Source organism: Paraburkholderia sp. GAS206C (genome assembly GCF_050435645.1).
GTDB lineage: Bacteria > Pseudomonadota > Gammaproteobacteria > Burkholderiales > Burkholderiaceae > Paraburkholderia > Paraburkholderia phenazinium_B.
Map to the genome: position 1 here is coordinate 233,529 of NZ_JBNDKR010000011.1, position 22,019 is coordinate 255,547.

20 protein-coding genes are annotated in these 22,019 nt (G+C 61.6%); 12 read left to right on the plus strand and 8 right to left on the minus strand.

Going from position 1 to position 22,019, the window contains the following annotated elements:
* Positions 1-50 precede the first annotated feature (50 nt).
* The 4 genes from nadC (at position 51) to P3T20_RS29505 (ending at position 4,983) form a co-directional block, all read left to right on the plus strand.
* Positions 51-887, plus strand: coding sequence for a carboxylating nicotinate-nucleotide diphosphorylase (nadC, locus tag P3T20_RS29490; RefSeq protein WP_429288602.1), 837 nt, complete (start codon positions 51-53; stop codon positions 885-887).
* A gap of 36 nt (positions 888-923) precedes the next feature.
* Positions 924-2,693 carry a phosphonate metabolism protein/1,5-bisphosphokinase (PRPP-forming) PhnN gene (phnN, locus tag P3T20_RS29495; protein WP_429288603.1) on the plus strand — a complete coding sequence of 590 codons (1,770 nt, stop codon included), beginning with the start codon at positions 924-926 and terminating at the stop codon, positions 2,691-2,693.
* An 88-nt stretch (positions 2,694-2,781) separates the two neighbouring features.
* A complete protein-coding gene (locus P3T20_RS29500; RefSeq protein ID WP_429288604.1) occupies positions 2,782-3,549 on the plus strand; it encodes an FRG domain-containing protein in 768 nt (255 codons plus the stop codon).
* Between the two features lie 114 nt (positions 3,550-3,663).
* Positions 3,664-4,983 carry an MFS transporter gene (locus P3T20_RS29505; protein ID WP_074268115.1) on the plus strand — a complete coding sequence of 440 codons (1,320 nt, stop codon included), beginning with the start codon at positions 3,664-3,666 and terminating at the stop codon, positions 4,981-4,983.
* Positions 4,984-5,028: 45 nt separating this feature from the next.
* Here the strand turns inward: P3T20_RS29505 and P3T20_RS29510 are convergent, their stop codons facing one another.
* The 4 genes from P3T20_RS29510 to P3T20_RS29525 all read right to left on the minus strand — a co-directional run bounded on the left by P3T20_RS29510 (position 5,029) and on the right by P3T20_RS29525 (position 9,390).
* Positions 5,029-5,934 (minus strand): ABC transporter permease, encoded by a 906-nt coding sequence (locus P3T20_RS29510; RefSeq protein WP_429288605.1) that lies wholly within the window; start codon positions 5,932-5,934, stop codon positions 5,029-5,031.
* A gap of 1 nt (position 5,935) precedes the next feature.
* On the minus strand, positions 5,936-6,850 hold the full coding sequence (locus tag P3T20_RS29515) for an ABC transporter permease (RefSeq protein WP_429288606.1): 915 nt from the start codon (positions 6,848-6,850) through the stop codon (positions 5,936-5,938).
* An 88-nt stretch (positions 6,851-6,938) separates the two neighbouring features.
* A complete protein-coding gene (locus P3T20_RS29520) occupies positions 6,939-8,234 on the minus strand; it encodes an ABC transporter substrate-binding protein (RefSeq protein ID WP_074268118.1) in 1,296 nt (431 codons plus the stop codon).
* Between the two features lie 97 nt (positions 8,235-8,331).
* Positions 8,332-9,390: an ABC transporter ATP-binding protein gene (locus P3T20_RS29525; protein ID WP_429288607.1), complete on the minus strand. Its 1,059-nt coding sequence runs from the start codon at positions 9,388-9,390 to the stop codon at positions 8,332-8,334.
* Between the two features lie 283 nt (positions 9,391-9,673).
* On the opposite strand from P3T20_RS29525, the gene P3T20_RS29530 reads away from it, so the two are divergent.
* Together P3T20_RS29530 and P3T20_RS29535 are read left to right on the plus strand one after the other, a co-directional pair.
* Positions 9,674-10,639: a polysaccharide deacetylase family protein gene (locus P3T20_RS29530; protein ID WP_074268120.1), complete on the plus strand. Its 966-nt coding sequence runs from the start codon at positions 9,674-9,676 to the stop codon at positions 10,637-10,639.
* The gene (locus tag P3T20_RS29535) at positions 10,636-11,373 is read left to right on the plus strand and encodes a GntR family transcriptional regulator (protein ID WP_429288608.1); all 738 of its coding nucleotides are present in this window, start codon (positions 10,636-10,638) and stop codon (positions 11,371-11,373) included. The genes P3T20_RS29530 and P3T20_RS29535 overlap by 4 nt, the downstream gene beginning before the upstream one ends.
* Positions 11,374-11,405: 32 nt before the next feature.
* Here P3T20_RS29535 and ggt read toward each other — a convergent pair whose 3' ends face one another.
* On the minus strand, positions 11,406-13,019 hold the full coding sequence (ggt, locus tag P3T20_RS29540; RefSeq protein ID WP_429288609.1) for a gamma-glutamyltransferase: 1,614 nt from the start codon (positions 13,017-13,019) through the stop codon (positions 11,406-11,408).
* A 116-nt stretch (positions 13,020-13,135) separates the two neighbouring features.
* Entirely contained in the window at positions 13,136-13,840 is a 705-nt protein-coding gene (locus P3T20_RS29545) for an MgtC/SapB family protein (RefSeq protein ID WP_429288610.1), read from the minus strand.
* Between the two features lie 193 nt (positions 13,841-14,033).
* Here P3T20_RS29545 and P3T20_RS29550 point away from each other — a divergent pair, with 193 nt between their 5' ends.
* The 4 genes from P3T20_RS29550 to P3T20_RS29565 all read left to right on the plus strand — a co-directional run bounded on the left by P3T20_RS29550 (position 14,034) and on the right by P3T20_RS29565 (position 17,540).
* Positions 14,034-15,281, plus strand: coding sequence for an NRAMP family divalent metal transporter (locus tag P3T20_RS29550; protein ID WP_429288611.1), 1,248 nt, complete (start codon positions 14,034-14,036; stop codon positions 15,279-15,281).
* 650 nt (positions 15,282-15,931) lie between these two features.
* The gene (locus tag P3T20_RS29555; RefSeq protein ID WP_429288612.1) at positions 15,932-16,225 is read left to right on the plus strand and encodes a hypothetical protein; all 294 of its coding nucleotides are present in this window, start codon (positions 15,932-15,934) and stop codon (positions 16,223-16,225) included.
* 85 nt (positions 16,226-16,310) lie between these two features.
* Entirely contained in the window at positions 16,311-16,499 is a 189-nt protein-coding gene (locus P3T20_RS29560) for a hypothetical protein (protein ID WP_074268124.1), read from the plus strand.
* Positions 16,500-16,652: 153 nt separating this feature from the next.
* Positions 16,653-17,540 carry a PTS sugar transporter subunit IIA gene (locus P3T20_RS29565; protein ID WP_429288613.1) on the plus strand — a complete coding sequence of 296 codons (888 nt, stop codon included), beginning with the start codon at positions 16,653-16,655 and terminating at the stop codon, positions 17,538-17,540.
* A gap of 140 nt (positions 17,541-17,680) precedes the next feature.
* Here P3T20_RS29565 and P3T20_RS29570 read toward each other — a convergent pair whose 3' ends face one another.
* Both P3T20_RS29570 and P3T20_RS29575 read right to left on the minus strand, forming a co-directional pair.
* The gene (locus P3T20_RS29570) at positions 17,681-18,565 is read right to left on the minus strand and encodes a 4-hydroxy-tetrahydrodipicolinate synthase family protein (RefSeq protein ID WP_429288614.1); all 885 of its coding nucleotides are present in this window, start codon (positions 18,563-18,565) and stop codon (positions 17,681-17,683) included.
* A gap of 2 nt (positions 18,566-18,567) precedes the next feature.
* On the minus strand, positions 18,568-18,909 hold the full coding sequence (locus P3T20_RS29575; protein WP_074268126.1) for a hypothetical protein: 342 nt from the start codon (positions 18,907-18,909) through the stop codon (positions 18,568-18,570).
* Between the two features lie 390 nt (positions 18,910-19,299).
* Between P3T20_RS29575 and P3T20_RS29580 the strand changes: the two genes are divergently transcribed.
* Entirely contained in the window at positions 19,300-20,691 is a 1,392-nt protein-coding gene (locus P3T20_RS29580) for a GH1 family beta-glucosidase (RefSeq protein ID WP_429288615.1), read from the plus strand.
* Between the two features lie 89 nt (positions 20,692-20,780).
* On the plus strand, positions 20,781-22,019 hold the full coding sequence (locus P3T20_RS29585; RefSeq protein WP_074268128.1) for an ABC transporter substrate-binding protein: 1,239 nt from the start codon (positions 20,781-20,783) through the stop codon (positions 22,017-22,019).

Consider the following 22,019-nt stretch of genomic DNA (forward strand, 5'->3'; position numbering starts at 1 on the left):
TCACCGGTTATGAACAACCAAATTCCATTTCACCTGGAAAGGAAGACAAAATGTACGACGTATTCCAGACGGATCGCCTGATCGATCTTTGGCTGACCGAAGATATCGGCTATTGCGACCTCACTGCGCAACTGATGATCGAAGCGGACGAGACCGGCGCTTTCTTCATGAACGCGCGCGAGACACTGATCGTGGCCGGCATCGACGTGGCGGCGCGCATCTTCAAACGCTATGACCCGACGCTCGAAGTGTCGGTGCGCGTGAAAGACGGGCAAAAGGTGGAGCGGGGCACGGTGATGCTCAATGTGAGCGGCACGGCGCGCAGCGTACTGACGGCTGAGCGCACCGCGCTCAATATCGTGCAACGGCTGTCGGGGATTGCCAATCTCACCGAGCAATATGTTGCGGCGGTGGCCGGCACGCGGGCGCGTCTGATCGATACACGCAAAACCACGCCGGGTCTGCGCATGCTGGAAAAGCACGCGGTGACCTGCGGTGGCGGCCTGAATCACCGTCTCGGGCTCGATAACGGTGTGATGATCAAGGACAACCATATTGCCGTGTGCGGTGGCATCGCCAAGGCCGTGCAGCGCGCTCGCCGGCAATTGCCGGTGCTGACCAAGCTGGAAGTCGAATGCGACCGCCTTGAGCAGGTCAAGGAGGCGCTGGATGCCGGTGTCGATGTGATCATGCTCGATAACATGTCCGTCGAGGACATGACCCGGGCGGTGGAACTGGTCGGCGGACGCGTGTTGCTGGAAGCGTCCGGGGGCATCAGCCTCGCGACCATCGGTGCGGTGGCGAAGACCGGCGTCGATTACATCTCCACCAGCAAGATCAATCAGGCGGCGGCGTGCGTCGACATTGGTCTCGACGAGGCCGAGTGATGAGCCAATGGATCGGGCAGGTCGGATAAGCGGCTCATGGCCTCCGGCATTCTCTTCTTCGTGGTGGGTCCGAGCGGCGCCGGCAAGGATGCGCTGATCGAGGGCGCGCGTCATCTCGCAGACCGGTTCTGCTTTGCCCGTCGCGTGATTACCCGGCCCGCGGGGTCGCCTGGCGAGAATCACGAAGCGCTCGATGAAGCGGCATTCGCCGAACTCGAGCGTACCGGTGCTTTCCTGATCACCTGGTCGGCACACGGTCTACGCTATGGCCTGCGGCGTGAATTGCTCGACGTATTGGCCGAAGGCCGGCATGTGATTGCAAACGGCTCGCGCGGCATGATTGCGGAGTTGGCGGCGCGGGTGCCGGGCATGGTGGTGATCGAAGTGAGTGCGCCGCATGAAATGCTGGCCGCGCGGATTCTGGCGCGTGGCCGGGAAACACCCGAGCAGGTGCGCCTGAGAGTGCAACGCCAGGTTGAAGCGCATACGGCGGATGTGCCCACCGTGCAGGTTTTCAATGACGGCACGTTGCAGCAAGGCATCGAGCGTTTCATTGCAGCGCTCGAACGCGCGATTCTTCCACCACCTGCGAGTGCCCCGTTTCTGCGTGCCAAGCTGGCGGGCGACGCGCTCAATGAGGCTCAATACGATGCGTTGTTCGACGACATGCTGGCGTTGCGCTACGCCGAGAGCGACATCAACCGCTTTCTGCTGCATGCGTGCGAGCATCTGAGCGACGCCGAGGTATTGGCGCTTGCCAAAACCCGCACCAGGCTGATGCCGCGCATAGAGTGGAACGAACCGATTGTCGTCGACAAGCATTCGATGGGCGGCATTCCCGGCAGCCGGATCACGCTGATCGTGGTGCCGATTGTCGCGGCCTACGGCCTGGCGATGCCGAAGACTTCCTCGCGCGCCATTACCTCCGCCGCCGGCACCGCCGATGCGATGGAGACGCTCGCGCGCGTCGACCTGACGGCGGAGGACGTGCGGCGCTGCGTCCATGAAGCGCGGGCCTGCATTGCGTGGAATGGCCGTCTGAATCATTCGCTGGTCGACGAGCGGATCAACGCATTCACGCGGCCGCTTGGGCTGGCGTCCAACCGGTGGTCGGTGGCGTCGATCCTGTCGAAAAAGTGCTCTGCTGGATCGACGCATGTGATGGTCGATCTTCCGTGCGGGCCGCGCGCCAAGCTGAAAACCAGCGAGGAAGCGCGTTCGCTTGGCGATCTGTTCGAATACGTCGGCAATGGGCTGGGGTTGACGGTCAAGGCGCTGGTGACCGATGGCACGGCGCCGATCGGCCGCGGTATCGGCCCTGCGCTCGAGGTCCGCGACGTGGGTCTGGTGCTCGATAACAATGCCGATGCGCCCGTCGACCTGCGTGACAAGGCATTGACATTTGCCGCGCATATTCTGGCATGGGCACCGGATGTGCAGGACGTAGCCGACGGCAAGCGGATTGCCGTAGAGCTGCTGGCAAGCGGTGCAGCGCGCGCGGCGTTCGAACGGATCGTCGATTCGCAGGGGCGGCATGCATCGCCGGCGTTACCTGCACGAGAGGTCCGTGATGTCATGGCCACGCATGCAGGCGTCGTCACGTCGATCGATGGCTGGCTGATCGCGGAGATCGCGCGCGAAGCGGGCGCGCCCGCAGACGCCGGCGCTGGCATCGATCTGCTGTGCAGGATCGGCCAGACGGTGGCGGCAGGCGAGCCGCTGTATCGGGTTCACGGCAACGAGGCGGGCGCGCTCGAGCGCGCAATGCGTATGGCGGCGCGCGATTCGGCCTGCAGGATCGAGTGACACAATCGGGTGGGTTCGAACTGAATGACGCAACCAGATGAGGGGGAGCAAGGTGAAGACGACGGTGGTTTCGAGTTGGCAGCAGTTCATGAGTTTGACTGCTGAGCTCGATGGCTGGGCATTTCGTGGTCAGCAGGATGCCAACTGGTTGTTGCAGAGTTCCCTGTCACGTTACCTTGCGGCCTTTGTGCCCGACCGCTCGACATGGCGTATTCAGGAACAGCGCGCCATCCGTATCTTTCGCCGCAAGGCCCACAACTATCTCTCCGATGTGCGCGCGCTCTCGGACGATTTGCGCTGCCTCGGCCTGATGCAGCACCATGGCGCACCGACCCGGATGCTCGATTTCACGAAGTCGCCCTTCGTTGCGGCTTTCTTTGCGCTGGAGCGCGCGGTTTCGGACGCCGCGATTTTCGCGGTGAATACGCCGGCCCTATGGACCAACCGCGCCATTCCGGCGAGCACGCCGCATCTCACGCGCGACATGATCGATCCGCGCCGCAAAGGCAACTTCGAAAAATTCTTTCTGACCGACAAGAATCCGGTGATCTGGTTTGGCGAGCCGTCGGAGATGGATCAGCGGCTGATTGCCCAGGCCGGCACCTTCGTCTTGCCCGGTTTGCTGCAAAAGCCGCTTGATGAAATCCTTAACAATTACTCAAGCGATGACGAACTGCTGCGCAAGGTCGTCCTGCCGCGCGCGGTCCGGGACGATGCCATGCGTGCGCTCTACCGGATGAACATTACCAATGCGTCGTTGTTTCCGGATATGGAGGGGCTTGCGCGCTCGATTGCGCTGGAGCTGGAGATGGTCTGGCCGACGGTTGACCGGATCGCCCCGCCAACAAGGCAGTAGGGCGTCACGCAGGACACCAGGGGCTGCCCCCGGCTGGCGGCAGGACACCTGACGTCGTACACTTGCGCTAGCAGAATAATGATTAATTGCGCATTTAACGATTCAGGAGACGACATGGAATCCGTTCAACCCACCGAGGCGCCTGGCGGTACCGCTCCGCGTCTTTCGAAGTTCGGCGCGGTACTGCGCGTGACGAGCGGCAATTTCCTCGAACAATTCGACTTCTTCCTGTTCGGCTTCTACGCCACGTACATCGCGAAGACGTTTTTCCCGGCCGCCAGCGAGTTCGCCTCGCTGATGCAGACCTTCGCCGTCTTCGGGGCCGGTTTCCTGATGCGGCCGTTAGGGGCGATCGTTCTCGGCGCATATATCGACAAGGTGGGGCGCCGCCGCGGCCTGATCGTCACACTGGCGATCATGGCGAGCGGCACGATCCTGATCGCGATTGTGCCGGGCTTCGCCACGATCGGTCTGCTGGCGCCGGCATTGGTCCTTCTGGGCCGTCTGCTGCAGGGCTTTTCCGCGGGAGCGGAGCTGGGCGGCGTGTCGGTCTATCTGGCCGAAATGGCGACACCCGGCAAGAAAGGCTTTTACACGTCATGGCAGTCGGCCAGCCAGCAGGTAGCGATCGTCGTGGCGGCGGCACTCGGCTATGCGCTGAACCTGCTGCTGACGTCTGCGCAGATCGGTGCCTGGGGTTGGCGCCTGCCGTTCCTGATCGGTTGCTTGATCGTGCCGTTCCTGTACGTGCTGCGCCGCTCGCTGCAGGAAACCGCTGAGTTCCAGGCGCGCCGCCATCATCCGGCGACGGCTGAAGTGTTCCGCTCGATGTTGACCAACTGGAAGACCGTCATTGCCGGGATGATGATGGTCGCGATGACCACGACTACGTTCTACCTGATCACCGTCTATACGCCGACCTTCGGCCGCGCCGTGCTGCATCTGAGCACATCGGACGCGCTCGTCGTCACGCTGCTGGTGGGCGTATCGAACTTTATCTGGCTGCCTATCGGCGGGGCGATCTCGGATCGTATCGGCCGGCGTCCACTGTTGCTGTTCATTTCCGCGCTGGCCATCGTGACGGCGTATCCGGCATTGGAATGGCTCGCGCATGCGCCGAGCTTCCTGCGTATGCTGACAGTGCTGCTGTATTTCTCGTTCTTCTTCGGCGCCTACAACGGTGCGATGGTGCCAGCCTTGACCGAAGTGATGCCAGTCGAGGTGCGGGTGGCCGGCTTCTCGCTCGCGTTCAGTCTGGCAACCGCAATTTTTGGCGGATTCACCCCGGCCGTTTCGACTTTCCTGATCGAGATGACCGGCGACAAGGCCGCGCCCGCCTATTGGCTGATCTTTGCGGCTCTGTGCGGCTTCGTGGCGACGCTGGTGCTGTATCGCCGCGGCGGCGCGGCCGAGTTGCAGGCGAAACTGGGGTGACACCAACGGGGCACGGGACGCGTGAGTGGCGGTGTCCCGTGCCTGCTATCGCAGTGCCGCAGCCAGCCGCTTGCGCGTAAGCCAGCGCACAGCGAGAAGACAGCTCACCATTACCGTGAGCGACAACACCGTGGTCATCGTGCCGAGCGCGTAGATCACCGGTGTCGTCACCGACGTAGTAAGTCCCTGCAATTCCAACGGCAACGTGTTCTGATCGCCGATAGCCTGCGAGGTCCGGGCAATCTCGTCCCACGAAAGCGTGAAGCCAAACATGGCCACGCCGATCACGGAAGGCCCGATGATCGGCAGCACGATATGCCTGAAGTTTTGCCATGGCGTCGCGCCAAGATCGCGTCCCGCTTCTTCATAGGCCGGATTGAAGCGATTGAATACGGCGAACATCACGAGCAGACCGAACGGCAAGGTCCACGTCAGATGCGCACCGAGTGCCGAGGTGAAGAGGCCCATCGTAGTGGAATAGTTGTCGACGAATGCCTGGTTACCCAAAGCAGTGGCCAGATACTTGATGCCGCTATCGAGCAGACGAAACGTCAGGCCGATGCCAAGCGACACGATGATCGAAGGCATGATCAGGCTCGCCACCGACACATAAAACACCGCCGTATCGCCGCGAAACCGCTTGCGGAACGCGAGTCCCGCTGCCACCGAGAACAGCACGGTCAGCACCGTCACGGCCAGCGCGAGGCGCACCGAGCGCAAAAACGCTGCCCAGATATCGATATCGCCGACGCCGTCGCGCAGCACCGAGAACCAGTGCAGCGAGACGCCGCGCATCGGGAACGTGAGGCCGCCTTCCGGTCCCTGGAACGAGAGAATGAAGATGGTGATGACGGGGCCATACAGAAACAGCACGAATAGCCCGAACAGCAGCGCCAGCCAGTAGAAACTGGCCGGGCGGCGCTCGCGATGCTTGCGGCGGACGATCTGCATGTCAAAGCTCCTTGCGGATGTCGACCACCCGCGTCAAACCCCACACGATCATCAACACCACGGCGAGCAGGATGATCGCGTTGGCCGCCGCCGCCGGAAACTGCAGATAACCGGTTTGCACCTGAATGATCTTGCCGACCGAAGCGATCTGCTGGCCGCCCATCACGCCGACGGTCAGGAAGTCGCCCATCACGATAGTGATCACGAAGATCGAGCCGATCACAATGCCGGTTTTGGATAACGGCAGCACCACGTCGCGGATCACCTGCCAGCCGCTGGCGCCAGCGTCGCGCGCCGCTTCGAGGAGCGAACGGTCGATCCGCATCATCGCGTTGAAGATCGGCACGATCATGAAGAATGTGAAAAGGTGGACGAAGGCGAGCACCACCGAGAAATTCGAGTACAGCAGCCATTCGAGTGGCGCGTCGATCAGATGCGCGCCAAGCAGCGCCTGGTTGACGAGGCCATTGCGGCCGAGCAGCGGGATCCACGAGATCATGCGGATCACGTTCGACGTCCAGAACGGAATCGTGCAGATCAGGAACAGGATGGTCTGCATCGCCGTCGTGCGCACGTGGAAGGCCAGAAAGTAGGCAATCGAGAAACCTAGCATGAGCGTCACCGCCCAGACGATCACGCAGAATTTGATGGTGGACAGGTACGTCTTGAAGGTGACGCACATATCCGTCATCGACGAACAGCCGTCGAAAATCGCCCGGTAGTTTTTCAGCGTGAAGGCGGGGATGATCTGATATTCGTTGTAGTCCCAGAAGCTGACGATCAACGTAATGACGAGCGGCACGATGAAGAACAGCAGGAAGGTCAGCGTCAGCGGCGTCGCCTGCAGCCAGGCCGGCGTGCGGCGGTGCCGCACCGGTTGATCCTGTGCGTGGGTGGAAAGCTCGATCGATGCCATGGCGGGATATCCGTCGTCGGGAAAACTGCGGTTGCTACCGCGTTATGCAGCAGCAACCGCGGCCTGTCTTATACAGGTGTGCGAAGAACTATGCGGCGATGAACTCGTTCCACTTCTGGACCATATAGATGTTCTCGTCCATCACGGCGTTCCAGCACGCAATCGCACCCATGCGCTCGTCGTACGAGCCGCCGTCGCGCACGGTGCCGGCTTTCTCCAGCAACTGCCCGTCCGGCGCATGGATGTCCTGCGCGGCCGGCTTGCCTTCGATCCAGTAGTCCCACTCGTACGGTTGCATGTGCGTCTTCGCGGTCTCGAGCACACCTGAGTAATAGCCCTGGCGCATCAGATAGGCACCCGCCCAGCCGTCCTGGAACCAGTTGACGAACTCGTAGCCGGCATCGAGCTTGCGGCCTGTCAGCGAGCGCGGGAAGGCGAAGCCCGAGGCCCACGAGCGATAGCCTTCCTTGAGGGGCTGGAACTTGCAGGCAACGCCCATCGTGCGCACCTTCGTCACGGCTGGTGACCACATCGACTGGATCACCACTTCGCCGGAGGCCATCAGGTTGACGCTCTCGTTGAAGTCCTTCCAGAAAGCGCGGAACTGGCCGGAGCGCTTGGCGTCGATCAGGATCTTGATGGTCTGATCGATCTCGGCCTTGGTCATGTTGCCCTTGTCGCCGTACTTGACGTGGCCCATTGCTTCGATGGCCATCGCCGAATCCATGATGCCGATCGCGGGAATGTTGAGCAGCGCTGCCTTGCCCTTGAACTCGGGGTTCAGCAATTCGGCCCAGCTGTTGATAGGGCGTTTGATCAGGTCAGGCCGAATACCGAGCGTGTCCGCGTTATAGGTGGTCGGAATCAGCGTCATCCACTCGGTTGGTGTGGCCGAGAACTCGGTGGAGCGCGGACCCGTCAGGAACATCACCTTCTTCGGCGCAGTGCCCTGGTCGCCGATCTTCTTGCCGTTCACTTCGCCCTTGGTGAGCACCGGCGTGATCTTGTCGGCGAGCTTGATCTTCTTTGCGTCCATGCCTGCGAGCGTGCCCGCGGGAATCAGCTTCTTCAGCGAGAAATATTCGGTATCGACGATATCGAACGAATTGGGCTGCGTGATGATGCGTTTGGCGACGTCGTCGGTCGTGACCGGAATATATTGAATCTCGATGCCGGTATCTTCCTTGAACTTCTTCGCGATGTCGGAGCTCTGGTTGACGGCCGTGCCCAGATAGCGCAATACGATTTTCTCTTGCGCATGCACGTACGGGAAGCCGGCAATGCCGGCCGCTGCAACCGCGCCCTTGATGAGCGTGCGGCGCTTCTGGCCTTTGTCCGTCAGCTCGGATTCGGCCGCGGCCGGGCGCTCGTTCTGCTCACTCATTGCATTCTCCTCAGGTGACGTTCTGCTCATATGACGTTCTGGTGGGGTGTGACAAAAAAACGGTAAAGGCTGGTCTGGGTAACCCAAAAGAGACGGCTTAGGCGGCCAGCGGATGAGCATCCTGCTCGTTCCACCACACGACCACCCGTGCCTCGGGTCCGAGACGCGCGGGATCGTAGTCGGCGTCGCTCACGAGTGAGACGAGTTCCGGTGAGCCGTCGAGTGGCACGAGTGTCATGCGCAGATGGGTCCCCTGGTATTCGGCTTCGCGGACGGTGCAGGGCACGCCGCCGATCCGCGCGAGACCGCCGTCGCCTGCGGCCGCCTGAAAAGGTGTGACGCCATGCGGCACCACGCGCAAATGGTCCGCACGCACGGTAAACAGGCGCCCATTGGTGCTGAATACGTTGTGGCCGCCGAGAAAACGCGCCACGAACTCGGTACGCGGACGGTTGAAGACTTCGTGCGGAGTGCCGCTTTGTTCAATATGACCATGGCTCATCACGACGACCAGATCGGCCAGCGCCATCGCCTCTTCCTGGGAGTGCGTAACATGCACGAAGGTGATGCCGAGCTCCTTCTGCCAGCGCTTGAGCTCGGCGCGCATCTGTACGCGCAGGAACGGGTCGAGCGCCGAGAGCGGCTCGTCGAGCAACAGGCAGCGCGGCTGGTTCAGCAGTGCCCGCGCGAGCGCGACGCGTTGTTGCTGGCCGCCGGACAATTGCGTGGGCTTGCGTTCGGCGTACGCGGACATGGCGACCAGTTCCAGCAGTTCGCCGGCACGTTTGCGGCGTGCTTCTTTCGCGACGCCGCGCATCTTCAGGCTGAACGCGACGTTGTCGAGCGCGCTCAGGTGGGGAAACAGGGCATAGCTCTGAAATACCATCGCCGTGCCGCGCGCCGCGGGTTCTTCGCGGGTGACGTTGCGCCCGCCAAGCAGTATGTCGCCCTCGGTGACCGATTCATGTCCCGCGATCATCCTGAGCGTCGACGTCTTGCCGCATCCGGACGGGCCGAGCAGACAACAGTACTGGCCGCCCGGTATGCGCAGGTCGATCGCGTCGACGGCGAGTGCATCGCCGTATTGCTTCGAGACGTGCACCAGCTCGATATCGGCGGCCTCCGTGTGGAGCACGGTTGAAGCAGGCTGGATCATGAAGAAGAGGTCCTCGTGAACGGTACAGGCGGATCGCGTGCGAACCTCTCAAATGCAAGACATATGCCATGCGCTTCGACTCGGCCCTGACAATCGCCAACGCGTTGCGCTGTCTAATGTCTGCAAGTTGGCTCACATATTGCAAACGATCGGAAGCTCGAATCGCTAACGATCTGAAGCCCCGTTCTTGCGCAATAGCGGTGCGTCTTCGGTCCGTTGCGGGGCATGGCAACGCCAAACCGGTTCATGTGGAGCGCTAACCGTTACTCATGGCTCATTTGAAATGACAGACTCACGGAACATGCCTGAAGCGCGCGATCGCGCCCGCGACCCGATCGCAACGCATGGGCGCTTTCCTTATCGGCCTATTACGGATACCGACGGCTTTCGCTGGCCGGGAGACACCGGACTTGCGGTGTATCTGGGCTTCAATATCGAACACTTCGCTTTTGGCGAGGGGCTCGGCGCGGCGCTCGGACCCATTTCGCCGCAGCCGGATGTGCTCAACTACAGCTGGCGCGAATACGGCAACCGGGTGGGCGCATGGCGTTGCCTCGAACTGTTCGACCAGCTCGAGATGCCGGCGGGTACGCTCATCAATACAGCGCTCTACGATCACTGCCCGGAGTTGATTGCCGCCTGCGTTGCACGTGGCGACGAACTGATCGGCCATGGACACACCAACGCGCACCGGCAGAGCGATCTCGACGAAGACGCCGAGCGCGAGCTGCTCGTGCATTGCCGCGAACGGATTGCGGCGCAAAGCGGCACGGCGCCTTCGGGCTGGCTCTCGCCGTGGATCTCCGAATCGCACTTGACGCCTGACCTGCTCGCGCAGACCGGCTATCGCTACACACTGAACTGGTGCCACGACGATCGGCCTGTGCGCATGGCGACCCGTGGTGCACCGCTATGGTCGATTCCTTATCCGCAGGAACTGAACGACTTGCCGATGCTGGTGGGCCGGCAGATGGACGCGTGCGCGTTTGCCGACATGATCGTCGATCAGTTCGACGAAATGCTCGAGCAGGCCAACCGCGGCAGCAAGCCCCAGGCGCTGGTGATGGGGATTGCCCTGCACCCCTATCTGGTGGGGCAGCCTTACCGGCTCCGTCATCTGCGCCGTGCGCTCCAGCATATTGCCGCGGCACGTTCGAGCGGTGACGTGTGGGTGACCACGCCAGGGGGCATCGTGGCACACATGGATGAAGTGGAGCGCAACGCGGGCACACATCAGAGAACACTATGACCGTGAAATCGAAGGCGGCCGCCACCGGGCAGAAGACCAAAGACCATGATGCCGAAGACGACACTGCGGTGGAAGCCCGCATCTATCAGTCGATCTTCGACGGTGTGCTCGACCATCGTCTGACGCCGGGCACGAAGCTGCCGGAGCCGCAGCTATGCCAGTTGTTCGGAGTAGGGCGAGCGGTCGTGCGGCGGGTGCTCGAAAAGCTGGCCTATGACGGTATCGTCGTCCTGCGGCCTAACAAGGGTGCGGTGATCGCAGCACCCACTCCCGAGGAAACCCGCGAGATTTTCGAGGCACGCCGCGCGCTGGAGCGCACGCTCGTGGAACTGGCTGTGGAGAAGGCCAGTCCCCGCGATATCGAAGCACTGCGGCAGCAGCTTGCCGAGGAGCACAAGGCAATGCACCGCTTCGACCAACCGGCGTGGGCCCGCCTGACGAGCTGCTTTCATTTGCGCATCGGTGCGCTGGCCGGCAACTCGATCCTGCAAAACTATTTGACGGAGCTGATTTCGCGTACTTCGCTGATTGTTGGGGTGTACGAAGCACCGGGCAATGCGCCGTGCGAGCACGACGAACATGCGGCGATCGTCGATTGCATCGAGGCGCGCGATGCAGCGGGCGCGGTCGCCCGCATGACCTCGCATCTGCGGGAGCTGGAAGAGCGTATCGAAACATCGCGCATGCCGGGTGAGAAGAGCCTCGCGCAATTGCTGGGGATGACCGAGGCCTGACTACTCGCGGTGTGCCTGTCGCCAGATCGCGTTCAGGGCGCAGCGTCTACGTCTTCGTCTTCAACGCTCATGGCCCGGCCATCGCTGCGGGGGTCGTGCGCACCGTAGGCGGTGCCGTCCGCATCGATTCGTATCGCGCCGGGATGGCCCGCAAGCGGACTTTGTGCCGGGATCGCGCTCACATCATGACCGCGTGCGGCCAGCGCCGCGAATACGTCGGGGCCGGCATCTTCTTCGAGTTTGAGCGCATCGCGTGTGTCCGAGAAGGTCTTGCCGAGTAGAAAGCGCGGACGGGCGAGGGCGCTTAACGGGTCCATACCGTAGTCGATCAGGCGCGTGAGTACGGCCGCGAGCGTTTGCGGTTGACCATCTGCTCCTTGCGTGCCGAACAGCAGGTGCGGACGTCCATCCTTCAGATACATGCCGGGGTTAAGCGTGTGAAATGGCCGCTTGCCAGGTTGCAATGCATTGTGATGCGTGGGATCGGTGCTGAACGATGCGCCGCGGTTGTGCCACAGAATCCCGGTGTCGCCTGCGACGACCCCACTGCCCCAGTCGAAGTAGACCGTCTGCAGGACGCTGACGCTGCGGCCGTCGCGATCCGTGACGCCGATGAACACCGTGTCGCCGGGGCGAAACACATGCGGCCAGGGACGCGCGGTTTGCATGCTGATGGAGCGGGCATGAGCGTCGAGCGTGGCATCCGCGAGCATCGTGTCGACCGGTACAGTCCGGAAATCCGGGTCGCAGACGAAGCGGTCCCGGTCGATGAACGCGCACTTCACCGCTTCCACAAGCAGATGGTAATAGTCGGCGCTGCCTTCTGCGATGGATCCGAGATCGAAGCGTTCGAGGATGCCCATGATCTGCAAGGTCGTGACACCTTGCGTGGGCGGACGCATGCTCACCAGCTCGCCGCCACGATAGGCGACGCGCACGGGAGGCTCGTCGCGTGCGCGGGTTTTCGCGAGGTCGGCTTGTGTCAGTGGCGAGCCGGCTTCCTGCAAGCCGCGCGCGATTCGCCCGGCCAGTTCGCCCTCATAAAACTCGCGCGCACCGAAGCGCGCGATGTGCTCGAGGCTACGTGCCAGCGCGGGTTGAACGAAGCGATCGCCGATGGCAGGAATCCGGCCGTCTGGTGCAAACGTCTTCGAGAAGCCCGGCAGTGCCTGCAGTTCGCCCGCACGCAGACTTTGCCAGAAGTGCTGCGAGGGCGTGATGGGAAAGCCGTTGGAAGCGTAATCGATCGCCTTTGCGAACAGCGTCGACCAGGGCGTTTGGCCTTGCCATGCAGACTGGCTGATCGCATACACCTGATCCCATGTGTCGACGGTTGCCGCTGTGGTTAGCGCGGCTGCGGCGACGCGCACAGGGATGGCGCCGGAGAACGCAGGCAGTGCGGCCGCCGCCTGGCCGATGCCCGACACGGTGCGCAACAGGCCGTTGCGATCGCCGATCACCCAGAATGCGTCACCACCGAGGCCGGTGAAATGCGGGTAGGTCACGCTTAGCGCTGCGCCGATGGTGATCGCCGCCTCGATTGCATTGCCGCCTGTGCGCAGCACATCGAGCCCCGCGGCGCTGGCCAGCGCATGTGGACTGGTAACCATGCCTCCATTGGAACAGGCGCGTTTTGGGTTGTGCATCGGAACTCCGGTACGGCAGAGGTGCCGCTCTGTGTCCGAGTATAGAGGGCACATCAGCGCTGGAAAAGTGCAGATGGCGTGATACGGCGCATCTGTGCTTTTGCGTGTCTCCGCGCTTATTCCGGCGTCGGCTGCGCTTCAAGCCCCAGCCAGCTCACGCTCGACACGCCTTTTTCCATGCTCAGCCGGCTGGCGATGTGCTCGAGCTTGGGTTGATCCTTCGGATGCAGCTTGAGGGTCGCGGTGACTTCGATACGTCGCGGATCGTTCTCGTAGTCGCGGCTCGTGAGACTCTGAAACGACAACGGTGTCGACGACATCGAATTGGACAGTGCTGCACGGATATGGATTTCGTCCTCTTCGCGGCACACTACAGTCAGCGTGTAGTCGCGCACGAGGTCAGCCGCCGACACTGGCGCGGTGTTGATGGCACGGCTCACTTCGCGCAGCACGGTGTTGGTGATAAGCACGATGGTGGTCCCGGCGAGGGCGGGACCGTAGTGTCCCGCGCCGCATAGCACGCCGACGGCCGCCGCGCACCAAAGCGTCGCTGCCGTATTGATGCCCTGAATCGAACCCTTGTCGCGCATGATGACGCCGCCACCGAGAAAGCCGACGCCGGACACCACATACGAGGCAATTTGCGTGACCCCGGTGCCGTTTCCGGTCAACACGCCAAGTGTGACGAACAGACACGCGCCGCTCGCGACGAGCGTAATGGTGCGCAGCCCGGCGGTGCGTTGCCGCATCTGGCGCTCGAGGCCGATGGCAATGCCGCACGCAAATGCGGCAAGCAGGCGGATAACAAAATCGAGTGTCATGGTTCCCTGTTCATCTTGTGTGTGGGTGCGCGCAGCACCTGCCCGAGCGGCTATGACCGGGGGCGTTCCCGGTACTCTCGCCACACTCCTGCTATCGTACGGTGTCACGCATGTCCCCATGCGTGGAAATCAGGCCGCATGGTGATGCGCGGCCAGGCTCGTTTAACTCAACCTTTGCTTCTTTTCATAACGCATGTCCGGTGCATCTCTGCCCAAACCGAAGACCTCCCGCAATCTGCGTTGGCTTGCCCTCTGGGGCCCCGGCCTGCTCGTCATGCTGGCCGATTGCGATGCCGGCAATGTCGTCACCGCTGCGCAAGCGGGCGCTCAATGGGGACTGCAGTTAATGGTGGTGCTGCTTGTCTTGATCCCGTTGCTTTACATGGTCCAGGAACTCACGGTGAGGCTCGGCATCTTCGCGGGCTGCGGCCATGGCGAACTGATCCGCTCGAACTTCGGTCCCGTGTGGGCATGGATCTCTGCCGCTGGCCTCGTGATTGCGGTACTCGGCTCGCTGGTCACGGAGTTCACAGGCGTAGCGGGCATCGGTGAAATGTATGGTGTGTCGCGCTCCCTGACTTTACCCCTTGCCGTGTTTGCTTTGATTGCCGTGGTGCTGACCGGCTCGCACAAGCGCGTCGACAAGGCGGCCATCCTGATCGGCGCCTTCGAGCTGACGTTCTTCGTGGTGGCCTGGAAAGCCCACCCCGATATCCGTAACGCTTTCCAGCAAATAAAAAGCCTCCCGTTCGGCAATTGCCAGTTTGGTTATATGGCAGCTGCGCTGATCGGAGCGACCTTCAATCCGTGGATGGTGTTCTATCAACAGGCTGCGGTCGCCGATAAAAAACTCACGGCACAAGACTACGGCGCGGCTCGCGCAGAAACAGCGTTGGGCGCCGTCCTTACCCAGTTGCTGACAGCAGCGGTGCTGGTCGCCGCTGCCGCCACGCTGTCGGGTGACGGCAAACCGCATGCGCTCGAGAGCGTCGGCGAGATCAGCGACGCGCTCGCCACGGTCGTCGGCCCGCACGCCGGACGCTTCCTGTTTAGCGCGGGTGTGCTCGGTGCGTCGATGGTGGCGGCCATCGTCTGTTCGCTGTCGCTCGCCTGGGGGCTCGGTGAAGTAGCGGGCTACAAGCGCTCGCTCGAAGACCGTCCCACCGGTGCGCCATGGTTTTACGGCGTGTACATCGTGTCCGTCGCCGGCAGTGCGTATCTTGTCTGGCTTGCGCCGAACCTCGTGTCGTTGAACGTCGCCGCTCAGGTGGTCAATGCCTTGATGTTGCCTCTGGTGGTCGGCCTGCTTATCGCCCTTAGCGTGACCTCGCTTTCCGGACAACACCGTCCGCGTGGTCTTTACCTTTGGCTGGTGTCAGGCGTGGCGGCACTGGTTAGCGTCGCCGCTATCGTTGGCGCAGTCTCGGGTTGGATGTCCTGAGCGGCGTGCCGTCTCCGCGCGAGGCGAAAACGGCATGCGTTTCCCAAGCAAAGAACGCCTTGACGCGTTGCCACCGTGCCGCGAGTTGATGCTCGCGACACGGTGCCATACGGACGCACGAAACCACTGCGTTCATATGGCGCTTAAGGTGCACGGGGAGTATTGCTACGGCGCGCACGTCTGCCTGCTGGCAAGACGGCGGCTAATAGAAGAGAGCGCGGACGTCCTGCCGGTCAGGCAGCGAAACTATTCGAAGATCGACAACTACTGGAGTCCAAGGCATTAGCCCCTTTTGTAAAGACGCCCGGATTTTAGGCGCGCGCACAAACGGAAGTCAACATGATTCGCCAGGCAGAGCAAAGATAGGTTGAAGTCCCGTACATATGTCTTTCAGATGTACCGAAACAGCGTACATAAGCCTTTCATCTTCCCGCTGCCGCTACAACGCCGCGCCCCATTACACAATCTTTGCAGCTACCCCGTCCGGTTTTGCGGGTTCTTGACGCGGCATGTGCTGAAATACAAGCATCATGATGGACTCGTTAGAGCATTCGGAGTTCTAAGTGTAGGGAGCGTTATTGCCGGTGAACAGGGCGGTGACGTCGTACGGGCCGCACTTCGGCGCGGCTGCCGACAGTCGAGGCTGGAAAATGAAAAATGACGAGATCAAGGCGTTGATCGTGGAGATCCGGCGCTATGCGGCGCATCGTCTCAGCGACGTCGCTCGAGGCGTAGAAACGCCGGCGCTGGCGGCACTGATGGTCGAGAAATTCGGCGAGGGAATCGCGAAAGCCACCCAGCTACTCGGGGTGGAAGGCTGCGGTGAACTCGGTCGGGAAATCGACCGGCTGGTGCGCGAAGTGGATCCGCATTATCCGACGCATCTTCAGTACCGCTTCGAAGCACGCCCAGCAGGTCTCGCCATCAACGGCGCGGCGCACTGAGGCGAAGCAGCAAGGCGTGCCGCCCGCTGGCGATGCGCCCGACAGTATGGGGAATCGTATGGCGTTCAAACAATCCAGGGGAAACATGACCGTAGAGGCCTGCGTGTTTCCCGCTCCGGGACAGATGTTCAAAGGCGCGCTTCGCGTGACCACTACGCGTAACGAAAAGACGCTGCAACAGATCACTGGACGTGGCTGTGGCCGGCCGATGCGCAGCTCCGATGCTGCGCTCGAGCTGGCGGAACTCGAAGCCCGGCGCATTCTCGGCCTCTGAGACAGGCGGCATGATATTCCGACCTTTTTTCCGGTCGCGTTCGCACGCGCTGAGCGCGACGGGAAAAGCGGTTGGGCCATGCCGAGAAATTTTTACGCGAGCTTAACGCCAATTCGTGTAGCCTGAGATCAGGCAATTGAAACGAGGCGCGACATGGCGCACCCAATGACAAGCCTGCGGGCTCTTCTCGGAACAGGCAAGAGCCGGGTACAACCCCGATCCCACGCCCCCGCGGGCCGCAACGTGATGATGCACGTCACGCTCGACGCACAACACGCCACACCTTTACGCCAGGCGCTGACCCGCGACTGCGGCGACCAGCCTTGGACCATCCGGGTTGCGCCACTGCCCGGAACGGGCCGCGTGCGGCTTTCTCTCTATTTGCCCAAGACCGCAGTCGATGGAGCGATCCAGCGGGTGGCCGTTCTGGCGCCCACGGCGGAATTGGGTCAACTGTTCGAAGTCCCCGATACGGTTACCGATAGCTGGCGTGGCTTGATGCACGCCGAGACGCCGCCACGTATCAACGTGTCCAGCGAGTCTGAAGTGGCGGTGTCGCAGGAGGATGAGAATGCCGTTGCAGGTAGCGCAATCGCACAACTGATGTCGCGGGATCACGTGCTGCTCGGTCTGGACGTCGCGGACCGGCAAGCTCTGTTCGACGAACTCGGCCGCTTTTTCCAGCAACGCTATGGGTTGCCGGCGGACGCTGTGACCGCCGGCCTTGCCGCGCGAGAAGCGATGGGCTCGACAGGACTGGGTCAGGGCGTGGCGGTTCCGCATGGCCAGATCAAGGGTCTGCGCGAGGCGATGGTGCTGTACGTCAGGCCGGCCACGCCGATCGCCTTCGATGCACCGGACGGAAAACCGGTTGGCGATATCGTGGTGCTGCTCGTGCCGAAATGGGCCAATACCGCGCATTTGCGTCTGCTGGCGGAAGTGGCGGAGCGATTTTGCGACCAGCAGTTCCGTGAACAGCTTCACGCCTGCGAAGATGAGCATGCCGTCTGCCAGCTGTTTGTCGAGTACGAGGCGGCTTGATAGAGCCTGGTTGACGGGAAGCGATAAGGGCCGCGCTTTTAGAAAGCGCGGCCCTTGTCTATTGAGCCGGTTAGTAACACTAATCAGCCTGGCGAGCCCGTTTAGTGCGTCGACTCATCGAGTCAACTCACTGAGTCGGCTTAGTGAGCCGCTCCAGCAAACTCCGCGCGCAAATCCTGCAAAGCTTCGCGAGCAGTACCCAGGCTCGCCACCACTTGCGCGGAGGCTCGCGTGATCGGCATGCGCGTCTCGTCCGTCATGGGGTGATCGAACGCCAGCATGGCCTTGATCGCAGACGGGTTAGGCGCGGAGAACAGCAGCTTGATGACCGGCAGCAGGCTCGTGAAGAGCGTTTGCGCTTCTGCTACATGGTCCGATTCGACGAGCGCCTGCACTTCGATCAGCAGATCGGCGCAGACATGCGCACTGGCGAGAATCCCACCCGCGCCGCCGGAACGCAGGCAGTCGAGGAACGCATCGTCCGTGCCGCAGAGTAGACTGATGGGCGCGCTATGCAGTTTGTCGAAGTGATCTTTTACGCACTCCTTGATCGCCACGACGTTGTCCAGTTCGGTCAGGCGCGCGACCGTCTCAGGCGCGATGGCGACGCCGCTTCGATGCGGTACGTCGTACAGCACGATCGAGCGGTCGGTTGCGAGCGCAATCTGTTCGAAGTGCCATTGCACGCCGGCCTGATCGGGACAGATATACGAAGGGGGTGAGACCAGATAGCCGCTGCAGTCCCAATGTTCATAGCGGCGTAGCTCGCGGATCACTTCGCGTGTGTCCGACCCGCCGACGCCGACCAGTACCGGCAGGCGGCTGCCAACTGCGTCGGTGATAGCCTGCAGCACCGTGACACGTTCGGTCTCGGACAGCAGCGCGGCTTCGCCGGTTGTGCCCAGCGCCACCATGCCGCTGATCTCGGTGCGCGAGTAGTACTCCGCCAGATGCTGTAGCGCGTCGATGTCGACCTCGCCGTTGCGCATCGGCGTAACGAGCGGCAACCAGATGCCTGAATACATGATTAGCGCGCCTCCTTGCTGGCGTTGCGGCGCCTGAGCGGTCCGATCATCGCGTAGGGCAGCGAGGTAATCAATGCGTGCATCGTGAAGTCGAGGTCGTCTGGAGCAATATCGAGGTCGAGGTGAACATGGTCGTGCACGACCTCGGTGCTGACCACATACACGCCTAGCGGCGAGTGCAATAGCGACTTGAGTTGTGCACGGGCGTCGCGCTCGGAGTCGCCGAGCAGCGTCACCGGCAACAGTACGCGTGGCGAAGGAAAGGGGATGACGTTGTGGTGTGAGGCGGGTTGCGCGCGGTGAGTTCCGGCGTCGTAGACCTGGAGTGTTTGCGGAAGTGCCATGAGATCAGATTCGCTGCTGTGGTTGTTCAACACAGTGACTAGAGTAGACCCCGCGGTGTAAACATCGCGCAAAAATCCGATCGCTTGGTGGAAAAATGCGGTGGTGGCGGGCGCGTTGCGATCGTGCTTTCAGTGCTGAGTTTCTGCGAAGCGTTGAGTTCCGCGAGCGCAATTCCGCCATGCCAGCCATTAGCCCCATCATTGCAGAACACCCCCATCCAGACAAACCCTGATTGCTGCATGGAATTGGCCGCTGCTATCGTTCGCAGGTCTTGTGGAAGCGCTTCCACCCAGCTTCCACCCAACCGGTCTCAGCGGTTCTGCATAACGAATTGCATGGGATCAGAGTGGCGCGCTCGAGCGCCGGCTCTGGTCGACAAAGGAGAATCTGTGGCAAACGACGTATCCGCGCTGTCCCAGGACCTGAACGGTGATCCGTTCTCGCCATCGGCCGATTCGGTGCTCTGGCGCAAGCAGTTCCTGCTCGGCGCGGCTACCGCGTCGTATCAGATCGAGGGAGCCGTTCATGAAGACGGGCGTCTGCCGTCGATCTGGGACACCTTCTCAGCCACTCCAGGCAAAGTGCTGGCCGGCGATACAGGCGAGGTGGCCTGCGATCACTATCATCGCTGGGAAGCCGATTTCGACCTCCTGAGCTCGCTCAATTTCGAGGCCTATCGTCTCTCGATTGCATGGCCGCGCGTCATGGACGAACAAGGCAAACCGAACCAGAAGGGCCTCGACTTCTACAAGCGCCTGCTCGGCCGTCTCAAGGAGAAGGGCCTCAAGACCTTTGTTACGCTGTACCACTGGGACTTGCCGCAGCATCTGGAAGATCGCGGTGGCTGGCTCAACCGCGACACCGCGTATCGCTTCACCGACTACGCAGACCTGATGAGCCGCGAACTCGCGGGCCAGGTCGATGCATGGATGACCCTCAACGAGCCGTGGTGCTCGGCATATCTCGGCTACGGTAACGGTCATCATGCGCCGGGTCTGTCGAATGCGCGCTTTGCCACCCAGGCCATGCATCATCTGCTGCTTGCACACGGCTTGGCGATTCCGGTGTTGCGCGCCAATGATCCGGCGTCGCTGAAAGGGATCGTCGCCAACGTGGGCAGAGGCACCGCAAATTCGGAAAATGCTGCTGATCGCCGCGCCGCGCATCTGTTCGAAGTTCAGCACAATGCGTGGATTCTCGACCCGCTATTGAAGGGCGCGTATCCGGACGATCTGTTCGAACTCTGGCCGGGTACCGAGCCGCTGGTGCTCGACGGCGATCTGAAGACTATTTCCGCACCGCTCGACTTCCTGGGTATCAACTACTACTTCCGCACCAACGTGAAGAGCGACGGCGCGCATGGCTTTGCCGAGGTCCCGCTGGAAGGTGTCGAGCGCACGCAGATGGGCTGGGAGGTGCACCCTGATGGGCTGCGCGATCTCCTGATCGGTTTTAACAAGAACTACGCGAACCTGCCGCCGATCTATATCACTGAGAACGGTATGGCTTCAGATGACCAGGTGATCGAGGGCCGCGTCGACGATCCGCAACGGATCTCGTTCCTCAAGCGCCACCTTGCAGCGGTGGACAGCGCGGTCAAGGCTGGCGTCGATATTCGTGGTTATTTCGTCTGGTCGCTGATGGACAACTTCGAATGGGCCTTCGGTTATGAACGGCGCTTTGGCGTGGTGCACGTCGACTACGATACGCAAAAGCGCACCATCAAACACAGTGCCGAGCTGATCGCAAAGTTCCTGGCAGAACGTAAGGCACGCAACTGAGTCACTCAACTGAGGCACGTAACTGAACAAGCTGAGCTGGTTTGTATGTCGACCGGAAACAAAAAGGCGCAAAGCCTCAAGGAGACGGAATGAACTGCAGAAGGAAACTCTTGAGCGGCATTGCCTTGGCCCTCGCTCTCAATGGCGTGGTTGCCCATGCCGATCCGTTGAAGGCCAACGTGATCCACTGGTGGACCTCGGGCGGCGAATCTGCCGCGATCAAGCAGTTCGCGGATGCGTACAACAAGGCCGGCGGCCTGTGGGTCGATAACGCGGTGGCCGGCGCCGATCAGGCACGCTCCACCGCCATCAACCGGATCGTAGGCGGGGATCCACCCACAGCAGCGCAGTTCAATACGTCCAAGCAGTTTCATGACCTGATCGATCAGGGCATGCTCAACAATGTCGACACGGTAGCCGCCAAGGAAAACTGGAACGCCATTTTCCCGCAGTCGATTCTCGAGTCTATCAAGGTCAACGGGCACTTCTATGCCGCGCCCGTCGACATTCATATGCAGGACTGGTTCTTCTATTCGAAGCCTGCGTTCAAGAAGGCGGGCATTGCAGCGGAGCCGCAGACCTTCGATGAACTGTTCACCGATCTCGACAAGCTGAAAGCCGCCGGCTACATTCCGCTCGCGCTGGGCGGCCAGGCATGGCAGGAAAAAATCACCTTCGATGCGGTGTTTGCCGATGTCGGCGGCACGGACCTCTATATGAAGGTGTATCGCGACCGCGACCAGAATGCGGTGAATTCGGCCGCTTTCAAGAATGTGCTGACCACCTTCAAGCGCCTGCACAACTACGTGGATCCGGGTTCGCCCGGCCGCAACTGGAATGATGCGACGGCGCTGGTGATTTCGGGCAAGGCGGGCATGCAGATCATGGGCGACTGGGCAAAGGGCGAGTTCTCGGCGGCCAACCAGGTGGCGGGCAAGGACTTCGGCTGCTTCCCGGGTTTTGGTCCGCATTCGCCGTATATGGTGGCGGGCGACGTCTTCGTATTCCCGAAGACAGACAACGCCAACGCGATCAAGGCGCAGAACCTGCTCGCGACTGTCATGACTTCTCCTGAGGCGCAGGTGGCCTTTAGCGCGAAGAAAGGCTCGATCCCGATCCGTCCGGACGTGGATACCTCGAGCCTCGATATCTGCGCGAAAGAGGGCATTGCGATCATGAAGGACAAGTCGCGCCAGTTGCCGAATCCGGAAATGCTGATTTCGCCGGACGTTCAGGGTGCGCTGACCGACGTCATCACCAACTTCTGGAACAAGAACGAGTCGGCTGAAGATGCGCAAAAGGCGTTTGCCAGCGCGCTGAAGAGCTGA